This is a genomic window from Pseudoalteromonas prydzensis (assembly GCF_001661495.1).
Taxonomy (GTDB): Bacteria; Pseudomonadota; Gammaproteobacteria; order Enterobacterales; family Alteromonadaceae; genus Pseudoalteromonas; species Pseudoalteromonas prydzensis.
In genome coordinates, this window is the sequence record NZ_BDDT01000004.1 from 166,423 (window position 1) to 182,381 (window position 15,959).

Genomic DNA, 15,959 nt, shown 5'->3' on the forward strand with positions numbered 1-15,959 from the left:
TAAGCACTATTAAGTTATTAAAATGCTCCGTATGTTTGCAATTGGGCTGCTACTTTTAAGCCCAATGAGCCTTGCCAGTAGTGTGCAGACTAATGATGTTCTGCGCACTATTAAAGCTATTCAAGCTAAATTAAATCAAAGTTCGCCGCCGCAGGAGCCGTTAGTACATGCAAAAGCAGAGCATCGCAGCACTAAGGTGCAACGCATTGCTACTGGCGAGTTTTTACTCTTTTCGTTATCTCTAAACGATGCCTATCTTGGCGAAGTATTTGCAATAAAAAGCGAGCAAGGGGTGTTACTCGGGTTATCGGGTTTAGTGGAGATATTACAGCTTGCTATTAATGTTGATGTTGCACAAGGTGCTGCTTCAGGTTGGTTTATAAATGAGGCAAATCTATTTACAGTAAGCACTGGCGAACCTGCCAACCTAATTGCAAACAATCAACTGTTTATGCTTTCTCAGCAACAACTACAGATAGATGATGATATTTATATTGATGCGACAATATTAGAGCAAGCTTTTTCTATAGTAACTACCCTTGATTATGCTAGCTTAACCCTTGAGATTTCTACGGATAAGTTATTCCCTGTTGCAGCACAGTTACAAAGACAAAACCGCTTATTTAACAATCAGCAAAACAATGAAAACCAACCAACCCAGCCATGGAAAGCAAGCCCTTATCAAGCTATTTCAATGCCAGTGGCAGATTTACAACTGAATTACCGCCGAGATAACGACAGTAGCCGCACAAGTTATTCATTATTGGGCGCGCAGGATTTTGCTTATCTTTCTACGGAATATTTTTTAGCAGGGCGAGAGCAAGATTTATTAAGTGACTCTCGGCTGACATTTTCTAAACAAGATGTGAATAACAACTTACTTGGTGTTTTTGCAGCCAGCGAACTGACGTTTGGTGATATCACTGCAACACAAGTCGGAAGCCGTTATAACGGTCAGTATGGTCGAGGTTTTAAGTTTTCTAATTATCAGTTAGACCGAAAAATAGATAACAATCGAATTAACCTCACTGGTGCCATCCAGCCGGGCTGGGATGTTGAGCTGTATCGTAATGGCATTTTAATTGAACAACAGTTAAGCCTCGCAGATGGTCGTTATATATTTGCTAATATAGATTTACTGTACGGCGAGAATAACTTTGAGCTGATATTTTATGGGCCGCAAGGGCAGGTTGAGCGTAAAACAGAATATTACTTTATTGATGGTAATCAATTAGCACAAGGTGAAGATGCATACGAAATTTCAGTATCAGAGCAAGGAAAACAATTATTAGGTAGTGAAAGTTATACTTCGCAAAGTGGTTGGCTAGCAGCAGGACGATACGAACGAGGCTTGACTGATAATATCGCTATTTACACAGGGGCTATGGCGCAAAAACGTGAGGACGAGGAGTTTTACCAATTTGCGTTTGGCACCAATATCAACCTGTTTGAAAGACTGTTGCTTAATTTAGATTACGAGCAAAATAATCAACAACAAAATGAATTAGAACTGACAGCAAGAACCCAAATAGCGGATCAATCATTACTGTTTACCGTCACTGATCGTTCGGATCAACAACAAGACTTTCAAAGTTATCAATTTGATATGTCGGGTGAGCTGATGCAAAATCGTTATGGTCGCCTTAATTATCAAAATAACTTTTTATTACAGCATTCAAGCTCAGGCCGAGACCTGCAACAAGCCTATAATCGTTTTAATTATAGTTATTCAGGCTTCTCTGTGAACAACCTTTTGCAATGGCAAAATGTAAATGAGCAAAGCAAAGTCTATGGTGCAACTCGCATTCAAGGCCGAATTGGCAGAACTTACAGCCGTTTTGGGTTTGATTATTTACTTTCACCAGAGAGTGATATTTTAAGTTATCAAGCTGAATTTAATCGCAGTATCACCTCACAATTACAAGCTGAGCTTACACTTAAAAACACCCTAAATGAGAATATCCAATCAGCAGATCTAGGGCTTAATTGGCAAAATGATGATTTTAATTTAAGCAGTACTATTAATTACGACACTAATGATAATTGGCTTTTTAGTTTATACAGCCGCTTTAGCTTTGGTTATGACGGGGAAAACAACCGTACTTTTATGACAAATCGCAGCCTGACCAACACTGGTAGTTTAATGGTTAAAGTATTTTTAGATCAAAATAATAACGGCGTTATGGATCCTGACGAACACGGTGTTGCGGGTATCAAAGTAAAAGGGCTGCAAAATTACCGCCAAGCAATAACCGATGAAAATGGCATTGCATTGTTAACATCAATGCCAGCTAATCGTACCACCGATATTGTGCTCGATAGAGACAGCTTTCCCGATCCGTTTTTTGTGCCTGCACATGATGGCTTTTCAATTACGCCAAGAGCAGGGTTTATTGAATACATGAATTACCCGTTAAATAATGCCAGCGAAATTGAGGGTGTAGTGTATCAGCAACAAGGCGAACATACGCAAGTTCAGCCTTATGCCAGCATTACATTATTAGATAAAAATGGTAAAAAAGTAGCTAAAACACAGGCTGCCTATGATGGTTATTACTTGTTTACCGATCTCCGCCCGGGGCAATATCAGGCTGTAGTTGATGAACAGTTCAAAGATCGTAAAGCACTAAAAAATACTCAACAGGTTAAAGTTAATTTATCTCCTAAAGGGGATGTATTACTTGGTGTCGATTTTACCCTCAAGTCTCTTGAGCAAGTATCAGGTACTATTGTTAATGCAGGCAGTTTCTCATCATTAATGGTGCTAAAAACCTACTTAAGATTGATAAGCCCACGCTTAACCTTAAATCAGCAAGAAGTATTCTATATTCACGATCAACAGCAAAATAAGTATATACTCGCTTTAGGGTATGCAGAGCATGCTCAGCCTGAGTTCGCTGGCATTTGTCAGTCACTCATAACACAAGGCTTGAAGTGTGAGCTTGAACAACGAACAATACTTCATTAAAGGAATGCCAATGAATATTAAACAGCCTGTTGCCATGATTACCGCTATGTTATTTGCCTTTACTGTTGTTGGGCTAGTGGGGTGTAAAAGTACCGAGACCGAGACACAAAATGCACAAATGACCACAACAGATCAGTATGTGCAAATAACAAAGCAAGAGTTACAGCAGTTACAAACAAGTTCAGCGCAGTGGCAAACAATAAAACCAGATATTGAAAGGCTATTATTAATTGAAAGCGATTTAAACTTATTGATCGCACAATTAACTGCAATCGCGAATGAAGATCAAACTGAAAGTAGTGCGCCGGCAGCATCGCAACAGCAATCGCCAGTTCATAAAGCAGAATTAGCCCCTATGGCATCTGGCGATCTCCAGGCATTATTTGCACTTCAAATAGTCTCCGTTACCCAACAAGCGCAACTGGCAACCAGCTGGCAAGCAATTCAACAAAAAGCCCCCAGTTTAGTTACAACGAGTGCGATCACCAATGTTGAAACGGCGCAGGTAAAAGGCACAACTTATTATCGGCTTAAACTCGGCGCGTATCAGTATCAAAAAAATGCCCAAGCTGATTGCGATAAATTAAAGCAACAACAGCTCAACTGCATGGTGACTCACTACACAGACAACCCAATAAAATTATAAACAGGCACAATACTTGCTTTGTAATTGCCATGTTTAGTAAGGATGGCAATTATGCGCCTTTTGTTATGTTTATTATTGCTGAGTTTAACGGCGTGTAGTTTAACGCAAGAAAAACCACCAGCACCTAGTACCGAAGCCCAAAAAGCGTCGATGGCGCCGTATACGGTTCATCAGTATGTGGGCGATTTAAGCACCCAACTTAGCCACGTAAACGGGCCATTTAAAAGCTCTGCACGGATTGCCGTTACTAGCTTTTACTTAGCTGATGCGCTTGATACTGAGCTGGCGCAAGGGCAGGGAGCTGGGCTGAGCCAACAAATTCAAGAAAGTTTATTAACTCAGTTTACTCAACTAGGTTACAACACCATTGAATATCGCCTTGAAAAGCACCTTAACCTAGCTAGTAATGCTGACGGTATGTTAAGTCGCGATATTAGTAAATTACGTCAACGTCAGAATATTGACTTTGTCATCACCGGTACATTAACACGGCAACAACATGCCTATATAGTTAATGCCCGCATGGTAAATACGCAAGATAGCCGCGTTGTATCAGCAGCCAGCACAGAGATCCCCATTAATGTAATGTGGGGCAATGAAAAAATACAACAGCGCGACGGTTATATTTACCGCAGCGAATACTAATTAGGAGCTCTCATGAAACGCTTAATATTAACTTTATGTTTGCCACTGGGATTTGGTTGCGCACAAATGACACAACCGAGCAGCGCACAAGGTATGAATAATTCGCCACAATTGGTTGATGATCAAAGAATGGTTGCAGCCCCTGGGCAAACGAATTCGTTGTATCAAAGTAATACCGCGGTGATCAATGATAGTAGTCAGGTCAGTGTCCCAACGCGTAAAAATATTAATCACTATGTACGCGGTATCATGCAAGATATGGCAGAAAACCTACAGTACGTGAACAGTAAAACGCCACTTGCGGTATCGAGCTTCATCTTTTTAGATGACAACTACAACGATGGCACTTTACTGGGCAATCAAATAGCCGAAAGCTTTATGCACGAGCTACATAGCTTTGGTGTACCGGTGATTGATTTTAAAACCACCGACTTTATGCGCGTCACGCCAAGTGGTGACTTTGTGTTTAGCCGTGATTATTTAGAGCTTAGCCAAGATCAAAATTTTAACTACGTACTAGCCGGAACTATGGTTAATCACCAAGGTGGTGTACTTGTTAATGCCCGTATTATTGGCTTAGCAAGCAAAGCCGTTGTAGGCTCTGCGCAAGGGTTTATTCCACAATCAGTGGTTGATGCACTAGACAGTAGCTATCGCACTGATGGCGTAATGCTCAAACAAGCGAGTAAGTGAGGCTATAATGAGTAAGTTAACAGCGAGCACGTCTTTAGTAACTGCAGGGTTACTGCTTAGTACGCTCAGTGCATGTAATATGATGAACAACTCAGCGCCTGTTGAGCCAGTACAAAGCACCACCAGCCAGTACGAGTACGACCTTACTCCATTGCTGCAAGCTCAAGCTAATAGCCAAGAGCCACTTGATAATTCAGCGCAATTTACTCCTAGCAAGCACCATAAAACTTTAGTTAATTATGTGGAGCAAATGGCGTTAGACTTAGTCGATACCATGCAAACCGAGTTAGATGTATCGATTGCCGTAACTTCATTTGTAGATTTAGATGCCAGCCTTAATAACAGCAGTCAGTTAGGCAATCAGTTATCAGAGAGCTTTATCCATCAATTGCAAAAGTTTGGTTATGGTATTGTTGACTTTAAAACCACCGACTACATAGCAGTCAATGCCCGTGGCGACTTTGTGTTTTCGCGTGATATAGAGCAATTAGCAGATAAACACATTGCCAGCCATGTATTGTCAGGCACCTTGATTTACCGCAGCAGCGGCGTTGAAGTAAACGCCCGAATTATCGATATAAGCAGTAAGCGCGTTATCGCCAGCAGCAATAAAACCCTGCCATATTACGTGCTCAACAACGCCGATATCCACCTACAGCGCGCAAGTATCAACTAAGGCCGTATTAAGTCCATTTAACTGCTTGATTGTAAATAGGATAAACCGTTATAATTTCCTAGCACCTAGCACCTAGCACCTAGCTCTGGCCTCTTAGTTAAATGGATATAACGGCCCCCTCCTAAGGGGCAGTTACAGGTTCGATTCCTGTAGGGGCTACCAATAAAGTCAATGAGTTACGTGTTTTGTTTTTTCTTCCTTTTGGCTTTGTATTGGTGTTTAATATGAGCTTTGCGAGCATTCGCCAGCCTCTTCATTTATATCGTAATGAAGTTTGAGAGGTCTATCTTTTATCAATTTATCAGCCTCAGGTGTTTGCTTACTACATATTCACTGTAGTAGAGCGGCAGGACAATATATTCCTTTTCCAGTGGTGATGAGCCTTGCGTGCCTGTGAGTTTAATTGTTTTGATGGGCTGGCATTTATTTATGTACGATTGCAGTGATTTTGCTTTGGTGCGTTTACCACTCTTGACTTCGATAGGCAGTATGTTGCCTTCGTCATCAGAGACCACAAATTCGATCTCAGCTCTTGCATCACCCCATGAATATGTTGGGTCAATGCCTTGTGCAGCAAGCTCTTGTTGTACAAAATTTTCGGCTATAAATCCTTTGTATTCGTAGCCTTGTTGTTTTATCTCTTTATACCCAATGTTTAGCATATGATTTAATAAGCCGACATCAAAAAGAAATAACTTAACGATATTGTCTTTTTTATATGCTGCTAATGGGCTTTTAGGTGTGCCGTCAATAGGGTGGTTTTTGAGTATCAAGCGGCACTTATTTAACCAAGAAATAGCGCTTTCAAAATCACCATAGCGAGATTTTTTATCGTGCATCCCTTTAAATTTAAAGCGATTAACCGATTCATCCATCACTGATGATAGCTGTGCTGGAACATTATTAAATACAGCTTCGATTAAACCTGCATCTACTTTTCCTGAGTATTTGCCGAAGTCTCGTTGATAGCCCAGTACTAAGTTTTTATGAATGTCAGTTACAGCTTGAACGCGGTCAATGATACTGTGATCAGATAAATCGAACCATGTACTTACAGCCTCAGGCATACCACCAGTAAAGTAATAATCAGTGAGTTTTGAGAATAATTTACTATGTGCTGTACTTGAGTTTGTTTGTGCTGCAAATGCCTTAATTAGAGCGGTTTCTTTCGAGGCGATCAGAAACTCACGAAATGTGAGAGGGCGCAGATTATGTTGCTCCACTTTACCTACCGGAAAGGAGTTTAATAAACCGATATTAGAACCACTGGCGGCAATGTGCATATGCGGCGCTTGTTCAGCAAAGTATTTGAGAGATGTGACTGCTTTAGGGCATTCGCCTATTTCATCAAGGATCAGTAGATCAGTATTAGGGTCAAACGCTTTTCCTGTAAGTAGCTCAATATTAGATAGTACGTCATCGGGTGATAACGAATCAGCAAATGCTTCGCTCATTTGTGGGGACTCTAAGAAATCGATTCGAATCACGTTTGCAAAGGTACTGCCTAATAGAGTTTGTAATAAATAAGTTTTACCTGTCTGGCGAGCGCCATCAATTAATAATGGTTTTCGTGCTGGTTTAGATTTCCAATCTAATAACTTTTCTAAAATTAATCGTTGCATGGCAGGTCTCACATTACTCATTAGATGATTAATTACACTTTATTGCGCGAATAAATGCAAGTTTTTACACTTTTACGCGCGAATAAATGCGGATTTTCACACTTTTATGCGCGAATAAGTGTGGTTGTGTTGTATGAATTAAATTTACTACCATTTTAAACTGTGATGTTTTACCTTGTTGTGCAGTCGTTTTTAAGGGATAACGAAGATATGGCAAGGCCTATTTCAATAGAAAACGCTGAGCATTATAACTGGGGTGATAACTGCGATGGTTGGCATTTGGTGAAAAGTGCGGCATTGAGTGTGATCCAAGAGCGAGTGCCGCCGGGCTGTTGTGAGCAGTTGCATAAGCATGAGTTTGCAGAGCAGTTCTTTTTTGTACTTAATGGGCAGGCTAGTTTGATAGTGGAAGCTGAAACGCACATATTAAATCCGCAGCAGGGCTTGCATGTGCCTGCGGGGGTTGTTCATCAACTATGTAATTATGGTGAGGACGATTTGGTTTTTATTGTTACCTCAACGCCGCCAAGTCATGGTGATAGAGTTAACCAATAATACCAAAGGAGGCCTAGACCTCCTTGATTATTGGTAATATTTTTATCCTAGCAACCTAGCAACCTAGCAACCTAGCAACCTAGCAACCTAGCAACCTAGCAACCTAGCAACCTAGCAACCTAGCAACCTAGCAACCTAGTTCCCCGGTCCACATTCCATACATTGGTTAATAATGTCTGGGCCAAATTTAAGTTTGGCGTTTAAATCGCGCAGTGCGGTGCGTAGGCCTTCTTCAATCACTGGGTGATAAAAAGGCATGTCGAGCATCTGTGGTACGGTCATTTTATTTTGTACAGCCCATGCCAGTAAGTGAGCTATATGCTCAGCTTGTGGGCCAATAAACTCGGCACCTAAAAATAAGCCAGTGCCTTGCTCTGCGTATAAACGCATATGGCCTTTGTTTTTCAGCATTACGCGGCTGCGACCTTGGTTTTCAAAGCTGACTTCACCAATTTCAAAACAACCACATTCACCAAAACGCTCGGTTATTTGTTTATAAGTTTCACCAATCATAGCAATTTGTGGATCGCTAAATACCGCGGCAATTGCCGCGCGGCGCAGGCCATTACGCACATCAGGGAATCGCCCTGCGTTTTGCCCAGCAATAGTGCCTTGATCGCTTGCTTCGTGTAGCAATGGGATCATGTTACTGGCATCCCCGGCAATAAATATATTTGAATCGCCACACTGCATAGTGTGTTTATCCGCGATTGGCACGCCGCGTTCATCAAGCTCAATGCCAGTGTTTTCAAGGCCGAGCTTGTCGGTGTTTGGTACGCGGCCTGTAGCGGCAAGCACGTAATCAAATTGTTCGGTTTGTTTGTTGCCGTTTTTGTCTACATAGCTAAGCTGGGCTTTATCGCCCACTTTTTGCATTTCAGAGACGTTTGAATCGGTATCAACATAAAATTCTTCAGCGAATACGGTATTTGCGTAATCTTTTATAACAGGGTCGGTAATTGGGCCAATTGCGCCACCTACACCAAATAGTTTTACCTTTACACCTAAGCGGTGTAGGGCTTGGCCAATTTCAAGGCCAATTACACCAGGGCCAAATACAGCAACTGACTCTGGCAAATCTTGCCAATTGAATACGTCATCGTTAATGATCAGTCTGTCGCCAAAATTATTAAATACCTTAGGGTAAGCAGGGCGTGAGCCAGTAGCTATTACAAAACGCTTAGCGGTAATAATGGTATGGTCGTCAATTTGTACGCGGTTAGCATCTAGAAATTTTGCGTAGCCTTTGATTTTATCTTCACTTGGTAACTCATCTACGGCTTCGACTACAAAGCCTGCAAAGCGGTCGCGCTCGTTACGTACCCGGGCCATTACTTCAACACCGTTTATAGTTGGTTTTGAGCTGTGTACACCAAATGCAGGGGCCACTTCAATTGAGTGAGCGGCTTCGGCTGCGGCTATTAAAAGCTTGCTTGGCATACAACCAACACGCGCACAGGTTGTACCATAGGGGCCTGCTTCAATCATTAGTACATTGTTAGTGTGTTGTTTAGCATTGCGATATGCGCTTAAGCCTGCGGTGCCAGCACCAATTACAACAACGTCTGTTTGCAGTTCTTTCATAGTGTTGTCCTTTAATAAAAAAGGGGCGTTAATGCCCCTTTTCTTAGTTTGATGAGGGTTATAAAACTACTTATTTAGCAAAGTATTTTTCTAAATCGTCAGAGCCACCAATGTGCTTACCGCCGATAAATACTTGTGGCACGGTTTCGCGGCCTGATATTGCTTTAAGGCTAGTTAGTGAGGCGCCAGCACCCATAGTGATTTCTTCGTAAACTAGGCCTTTTTCTTCTAGTAAGGCTTTTGCTTTTTTACAGAACGGGCAACCTGGTTTAGTAAATAAGCTTACTGCTTCTGGTTTAACCTGCTTAGGGTTAATGTAATCAAGCATGGTATCTGCGTCAGATACTTCAAACGGGTCACCTGGTAAATCTGGTTCGATGAACATTTTTTCGATAACGCCATCTTTTACCAGCATAGAGTATCTCCAGCTGCGTTTGCCAAAACCTAAATCGTTTTTATCAACTAACATGCCCATGCCGTCAGTGAATTCGCCGTTACCGTCTGGCAATAAGGTAATGTTTTGTGCTTCTTGATGCTCAGCCCATGCATTCATTACAAAGGTATCGTTTACTGATACACACACGATGTCGTCAACGCCATTTTGCTTAAGTACACCAGCAAGCTCGTTGTAGCGTGGTAAATGCGTTGATGAACAGGTTGGTGTAAATGCACCGGGTAGTGAAAATACAACAACGGTTTTACCTTTGAAAATGTCGTCAGAAGTTACTGATTTCCATTCGTCGTTTACGCGAGTTGCAAATGTAACCTGTGGAATTGTTTGACCTTCAATATTGTTTAACATGTTTTTTAGTTCCTCTTGATTTGTTGATAGCCATTATGTCGTGAAAGTTACAATAGCTCCAATCGTTTGTTTATATTACTATGATAGGTATTACCGATTAGTTGTGAGTTTGCTATGAATTTAAAAGACCTTGAATATGTAAAAGCAATTGCGCACTTTAAGCATTTTCGTAAAGCTGCCGATGCGTGCTATGTAAGCCAACCGACGCTCAGTGGCCAAGTAAAAAAATTAGAGCAGGAGTTAGGGGTAACTTTATTTGACCGTTCCACTAAGCAAGTTACTTTAACGGTGCAGGGTGAACGTTTGTTGACACAAATAAAAGTGATCTTAGAGCAAACCCAAATATTAAAAGAGCTAGCGGCCACATCGAGTGCGCCACTTCAAGGTAAAGTAAGAATAGGCATTATTCCAACAATTGCCCCGTATTTATTACCAACCTTGCTTACCTCTATGAAAGAAGCATTTGCAGAGAGTCAATTTGCTTTTGTTGAGATGCAAACTGCCACCATTTTAACTGCGTTGGATAATGGTGAGTTAGACGTGGCTATCTTAGCAGATGTGCCTGAACTTAAGCTTTATCATACAGTTAATTTATACAAAGAAGATTTTTTGGTGGCAATGTCAACCCAAAACAACCTTGCAAAACGCAGCAAAATTGCCTTGGATGAGTTGCAAGCCTGTAATTTGTTGATGCTCAGTGATGGTCATTGTTTTAAAGATCAGGCACAGCAATTTTGTTTTGCCGCAGGCGTTGATGTATCAAATGAGTATCAAGGAAACAGTTTAGAAACTTTATTAGCTTTAGTGGCAATGGATGACGGAGTAACCTTTGTGCCTAAGCTTGCCTGTATTGCACGAGCAGGAATTAGCTATTTACCAATTTTTCCTACTCAGCAGCGCAATGTGGTGCTGGCATGCCGTAAACATTACCCACATTTAGCGGGTATTGAGGTGCTTGCGCAGTGGCTAAGCGAGCACCCTGGTTTACGCCAGCAGCTGGCTAAGGCTCTGAACTAATCAATTCAACAACATCATTGATTTGAATATTAGGCAGCGGCTGTTGATCAACGCTTACGGCAACTGCGCTTTGCTTATAAACTTGCTCTACTTGTAGCTGATTAAGTGTGGTGATCAGATGGGGCATTTTGTTTCCTGCCGCATCGGTTAAATAATTATGATGAGCAATACTTAAACGTTGGCCTTTTTCTATACCATGAGCTGTGCCTAAATTAATGATCAACTTATTATTTTCAATGTGTAGGATTTTACCTTGAGTTTCTAGGCAGGCCATCGCGGCTTGTAAGTCATAACTTACCGTTTGATTGATATCTGCAATGCTTTGGCCGTAATCTGAGCTCCAAAACTTTTCACTGTATACATCAATAATTTTAGTTTTTTCAAATGGCCAAATTGCTTGGCTGCGATAACTTTTTTGCCATAGTCGCTCATACGTGGTGCCATCAAATAAAGCAAAATCAACCTTGTAAGAGCGTTGATAGGTTTCGTCTTGCCAAAATGCATAACTGTTATTGAGCTTGTCGCTGTTAGAAATATCAACAATCTGGCTGAGTAACACATATTGCGAATTACTACGGCTCGAGATCTCTTCTAATAGGGCGTTGCTATAGTCGTATTGCTGATTAAAAAATTCGCTGACCCGGATCGGAAAGTTAAAATAAGCGGTTGGCTTAGCATTCATCGCCGATTTACTTAAGGTTTTATACAAAGCTTCGCTGGTGGCTTTATCAATGTCAAAAATTTGACCCATACGAGCCTGTTCACGATTAATCAATTGTGTTTGGGTGATCGCAACAAATTTAGTAAATTGATTTGCAGGGCAGTGCTCTTGTTGTGGGAAGATATCTAAGCGTAACGTAATAGCAAATTGGTCAGATGTTCGATCTTCACTGATCATCTCTATTTTTTGAATTTCACCATGGCTGTTTATTTTTAGTTGATCTTGGGTTAACACCCCATCTACTAAGGTTTGCATTGAGCTTACCCGTGCGCCTGAAAACACTAAAGCTTGGGTGATGGCATCTTTGATAGCCGCGGATTTAGCACCACTGATGTCACCATTTTTTATACTCGCGTGACCGGTTGATTCATACCACTGCGCAATTGTATTGGGAGAAAATAGACTGATGCTCAGCCAACTGCTGGCGATGACTACTGTTGATATAATTCGCTTCATTTCCCAAACCCCATGATCATACATTTACTATTAGAAGTAACAGAGCAAGGACTGTACCAATTGTATGAGTTGAGCGTTTAAAACCAGTAAAGGGGTTAATTATGGCATTGATCGTGCATTGATTTAGCAATTAATGATTCGTTTAAGCGTGAGAGAAGCCATGCGTATTGTGATTTCAATTTGTCTACTAGCAAGTTTAGGTTTAGCTGGTTGCAGCAGTATTTTTGATAAACATGTTGAATATAAGTATATAGAGCCAGATAACTACCCAATTTTAAAAGCGGTTGGCTATGCGCCAATCAGCGCGCAACCAGGTGATAATCAATCACAACGTTCATTAATGGCGATTAAAGCATCAAAACTTGAAGCCTACCGTGAGCTTGCAGAACAAGTGTATGGGCAAAAGATCACCGCAGGCACAACGGTACGTGGCAGTATTGCACAAAACGATCAATTGCAAAGCCAAGTGCAAGGGATCATCAAAGGCGCGCAAGTGATTAAGAGCTACGCGGTAGGTGATACTTACGCCACTGAGTTACAGCTTGATATGAAACGGGTGCATGATCTATATATAGGCGAGATAAAACCTCGCGAAGTGAAAAAAGTAACCTATTACTAAGCTCTAATACATTTGTTGCTATTTAGCTTTAATAAGCAACAAAATAATGACTAAAATATCTCACTGTTAACGCTTCAGTGCTATGCTTTATTTACTGTTTTTTATTGAATAAAGATTGTGGCAAGCAGAAACTCGACGCGTTTTTTAGTGACCTACTCAAGGTTGCCTCTGTGAGGGCTTTTCGCTCTGGTTGTGTATCTTTGAGTAAATGGAGTAATCGCCCGTTACTGCATTTTGTGCTGCTTTTAATACTTGTTACCACGCTTGTGTATGCTGACCGTCTTCCTATCCAATTTAATACCTTTTTAGAAAAAATGAACCAACAGTTTGGCCCTGCTCGTGTAGCCGTCGCTCGCAATTGGCAAACAATGTTAGTCCAATCGCAGAATAAAACCGAACAACAAAAAATTTTAATCGTAAATGATTTTTTTGCGCGCAACTTACGCTACCGCACTGATATCCAGCTTTGGCAACAAAATGACTATTGGGCAACGCCGCTCGAAACCTTAGGTAAAGGTTTTGGTGATTGCGAAGATTACGCCATTGCTAAATATATTAGCTTGCGGGCATTAGGTATAGATGACAGTAAATTACGCCTGATCTACGTTAAAGCGCAAATTGGTGGTCCAAATTCAAAACAAACACAAGCGCATATGGTGTTGGGGTATTTTGTTACTCCCAACGCACAGCCGCTAATTTTAGATAGTCTTATTACAAAAGTACTGCCCGCTGCTAAACGGACTGATCTTAGCCCTGTTTTCAGTTTTAATAGTCAAGGCCTTTGGGCGAATAACTCAACGCAAAGTGTGGCAAATCCGACTGCGCGGTTATCTCGCTGGCGCAATATAATTGAGCAGACGAAGTTAGAAGGAGTTATGTGGTGATGAGCTTTATTTCCTTATTTAAACGTAATAAACGTATCACGTTGCGCCAAGAGCTATGGTTAGCAATTTTAGTGGTGATTATTATTGGTTTCGTCAGTAGTGTGCTGATCAGTACGTATTCAGCTAAGCACTACTTTACCTCTCAGTTGTATTTAAAAAATGTCGATAATGCCAATAGTTTAGCTTTAATGTTGAGTCAGTTGCATAAAGATCCGGTTGAACTAGAGTTACTGATTTCAGCTACTTTTGATACTGGTCATTATCAACGGATTGAATTACAAAACCCGCAAGGTGAGACGATCATAAAAAGGGTTTTTAGCGGCGAATTTGATACCAGTGCACCTGACTGGTTTCATCATTTCTATCATTTGCAAGTGATGCCAGGGATTGCGCAAGTAAGTGATGGTTGGCAACAATTTGGCACTTTATATTTAGAAAGCCATAGCCAATACACTGAGCAAGCATTATGGGAAAGTGCAGTTCGGTTATTTTTTAGCTTTTTTATTGTGGCGATTATCGCATGTATAGCCAGTGCTTATTTTTTAAGGCGAATATTACGGCCATTAGATGATGTGGTAGAGCAAGCCAATGCATTGGGTGATAAACGCTTTATTAAATCTAAAGTGCCCAATACTTATGAATTTGCGCGGTTAGTCAGCTCGATGAATTTATTATCTACACGCTTTAGTCGCATAATTAAAGAAGATAAACGACGTTTAGAGGAGTTTCGCTTTAAAAGCCAACATGATGAATTAACAGGATTAGCGAACCGAGAATATTTTAGTGCCACGTTGGAAGCACAATTACAACAATCAAAAGAGCATGCTCATGGCGCATTATTTTTATTTAGGATTGTCAATCTTGATCAAATTAGTGAGCAAGTTAATCGTGTTGAAATGGTGGATTTTTTACGCCGATTTACGCAAACATTAGTGTTGTTTTTAGAGTCAAATGAAGACCGTTTCTCCGAAAGCCATATTGCTCGTCTGTCGCATACCGATTTTGCTGTGTTAGTGACCGACACTGATGATATTGAAGGTTTAAGTGCGCAAGCATTGCAGCAACATCAAGCATTAGTAGCAGATTATAGTCAGATCAACTTAGCGATTACTCATGCCTGTAGTTATATTGAGCGCGAAGATAGCCGCTTTACACTATTAAAGCGGGTGGATAATTTATTAAAAGTAGCGATTACGCAACCGCAAATGCAGGCGCAAGTAAACAACAATAAGCAGCGCAATGAGTTGTTTAGTGATGCCGACAGTTGGCGCGAAGCAATAGAACATGCTTTAGATACCAATGCGCTTGACGTACTGCTTTATCCGGTTAAATCATTCTCTGGTAAGTTGTTGCAAAATCAACTCAGTTTAAGCTTATTACTCAATGGTGAGCTGTATCGCAGCGGCTATTATTATCAATGGGCGAAACGGTTGCAGTTACTGGCCCGTTTAGATTGGGGGCTGATCAAGTATTTAGTAAGCGTGTTTGAGCAGCGTGATGATTTAAACCAAATTTCTGTCGAGTTATCACGGGAAACATTACTTGATGATAGCGCGGTAGCTGCGATCCTTACCTATTTAGTGGCTTTTCCGAAATTAGCTGAACACATTTGTTTTGATGTCCGTGAAAGTATTGTGGTATCAGAGTTTGCGTTATTTAAGGATTTTTGTATTCAAGCAAAGAGCATGGGCGCTAAAGTGGCGCTGAAAAGAGTGGGTCCTGCGTTTAATAAGATCAAAAAGATTCACGAGTTAGGTCTGGAAATAATTAAAATCGATAGCGTCTATGGACACAATATCAGCTATAGCCAAGATAATCAGACCTTTTTAAGAGGGATTTGCTCGGTTGCTCATTCTATTGGGATCATGGTAATTGCGGAGGGGGTAAAAAATCCAGAAGATCAGAAGACTCTGCAATCGTTAGGATTTGATGGCTTTGTATCGCAACCAGTTGATGACGAAAAACAGGAACAAGTAACTGAATAATAGACTATACGGCTTTTTGGAAACTGCGCGGGATAAACCCGAGCCTACGGGCGTGGCGCAATTTATGTAGCAGCGATTTTACATCG

At 41.0% G+C, this 15,959-nt stretch carries 14 protein-coding genes and 1 tRNA gene; 11 read left to right on the forward strand and 4 right to left on the reverse strand.

Annotated elements, in window-relative coordinates:
* Positions 1-22 precede the first annotated feature (22 nt).
* The 6 genes from A7968_RS10230 (at position 23) to A7968_RS10255 (ending at position 5,790) form a co-directional block, all read left to right on the forward strand.
* Positions 23-2,968, forward strand: a complete 2,946-nt coding sequence (locus tag A7968_RS10230) for a hypothetical protein (protein ID WP_064666475.1) — start codon at positions 23-25, stop codon at positions 2,966-2,968.
* A 10-nt stretch (positions 2,969-2,978) separates the two neighbouring features.
* On the forward strand, positions 2,979-3,614 hold the full coding sequence (locus A7968_RS10235; RefSeq protein ID WP_064666476.1) for an SPOR domain-containing protein: 636 nt from the start codon (positions 2,979-2,981) through the stop codon (positions 3,612-3,614).
* Positions 3,615-3,665: 51 nt separating this feature from the next.
* On the forward strand, positions 3,666-4,259 hold the full coding sequence (locus tag A7968_RS10240) for a FlgO family outer membrane protein (RefSeq protein ID WP_064666633.1): 594 nt from the start codon (positions 3,666-3,668) through the stop codon (positions 4,257-4,259).
* Between the two features lie 12 nt (positions 4,260-4,271).
* A complete protein-coding gene (locus A7968_RS10245; RefSeq protein ID WP_064666477.1) occupies positions 4,272-4,952 on the forward strand; it encodes a FlgO family outer membrane protein in 681 nt (226 codons plus the stop codon).
* Between the two features lie 7 nt (positions 4,953-4,959).
* Positions 4,960-5,628, forward strand: coding sequence for a FlgO family outer membrane protein (locus A7968_RS10250; protein ID WP_064666478.1), 669 nt, complete (start codon positions 4,960-4,962; stop codon positions 5,626-5,628).
* 87 nt (positions 5,629-5,715) lie between these two features.
* A tRNA-Arg gene (locus A7968_RS10255) sits at positions 5,716-5,790 on the forward strand.
* Positions 5,791-5,921: 131 nt separating this feature from the next.
* On the opposite strand, the gene A7968_RS10260 is transcribed toward A7968_RS10255, so the two are convergent.
* Positions 5,922-7,250, reverse strand: a complete 1,329-nt coding sequence (locus A7968_RS10260; protein ID WP_064666634.1) for an ATP-binding protein — start codon at positions 7,248-7,250, stop codon at positions 5,922-5,924.
* Positions 7,251-7,460: 210 nt separating this feature from the next.
* Here A7968_RS10260 and A7968_RS10265 point away from each other — a divergent pair, with 210 nt between their 5' ends.
* Positions 7,461-7,805 (forward strand): cupin domain-containing protein, encoded by a 345-nt coding sequence (locus tag A7968_RS10265; RefSeq protein ID WP_064666479.1) that lies wholly within the window; start codon positions 7,461-7,463, stop codon positions 7,803-7,805.
* 135 nt (positions 7,806-7,940) lie between these two features.
* Here A7968_RS10265 and A7968_RS10270 read toward each other — a convergent pair whose 3' ends face one another.
* Complete coding sequence (locus A7968_RS10270; RefSeq protein ID WP_064666480.1) at positions 7,941-9,389, reverse strand: dihydrolipoyl dehydrogenase; 1,449 nt, start codon at positions 9,387-9,389, stop codon at positions 7,941-7,943.
* 70 nt (positions 9,390-9,459) lie between these two features.
* A complete protein-coding gene (locus tag A7968_RS10275) occupies positions 9,460-10,191 on the reverse strand; it encodes a glutathione peroxidase (protein ID WP_064666481.1) in 732 nt (243 codons plus the stop codon).
* A gap of 114 nt (positions 10,192-10,305) precedes the next feature.
* Here A7968_RS10275 and A7968_RS10280 point away from each other — a divergent pair, with 114 nt between their 5' ends.
* Positions 10,306-11,208: a LysR substrate-binding domain-containing protein gene (locus A7968_RS10280; protein WP_064666482.1), complete on the forward strand. Its 903-nt coding sequence runs from the start codon at positions 10,306-10,308 to the stop codon at positions 11,206-11,208.
* On the opposite strand, the gene A7968_RS10285 is transcribed toward A7968_RS10280, so the two are convergent.
* Positions 11,192-12,385 (reverse strand): flagellar assembly protein FlgT, encoded by a 1,194-nt coding sequence (locus A7968_RS10285; RefSeq protein WP_064666483.1) that lies wholly within the window; start codon positions 12,383-12,385, stop codon positions 11,192-11,194. The genes A7968_RS10280 and A7968_RS10285 overlap by 17 nt on opposite strands.
* A 160-nt stretch (positions 12,386-12,545) precedes the next feature.
* Between A7968_RS10285 and A7968_RS10290 the strand changes: the two genes are divergently transcribed.
* The 3 genes from A7968_RS10290 to A7968_RS10300 all read left to right on the forward strand — a co-directional run bounded on the left by A7968_RS10290 (position 12,546) and on the right by A7968_RS10300 (position 15,873).
* Positions 12,546-13,004 carry an LPP20 family lipoprotein gene (locus tag A7968_RS10290; RefSeq protein ID WP_064666635.1) on the forward strand — a complete coding sequence of 153 codons (459 nt, stop codon included), beginning with the start codon at positions 12,546-12,548 and terminating at the stop codon, positions 13,002-13,004.
* Between the two features lie 314 nt (positions 13,005-13,318).
* A complete protein-coding gene (locus tag A7968_RS10295; protein WP_503826079.1) occupies positions 13,319-13,888 on the forward strand; it encodes a transglutaminase-like cysteine peptidase in 570 nt (189 codons plus the stop codon).
* Positions 13,888-15,873, forward strand: coding sequence for a bifunctional diguanylate cyclase/phosphodiesterase (locus A7968_RS10300; protein WP_227008849.1), 1,986 nt, complete (start codon positions 13,888-13,890; stop codon positions 15,871-15,873). Before A7968_RS10295 ends, A7968_RS10300 begins: the two co-directional genes overlap by 1 nt.
* Positions 15,874-15,959 lie beyond the last annotated feature (86 nt).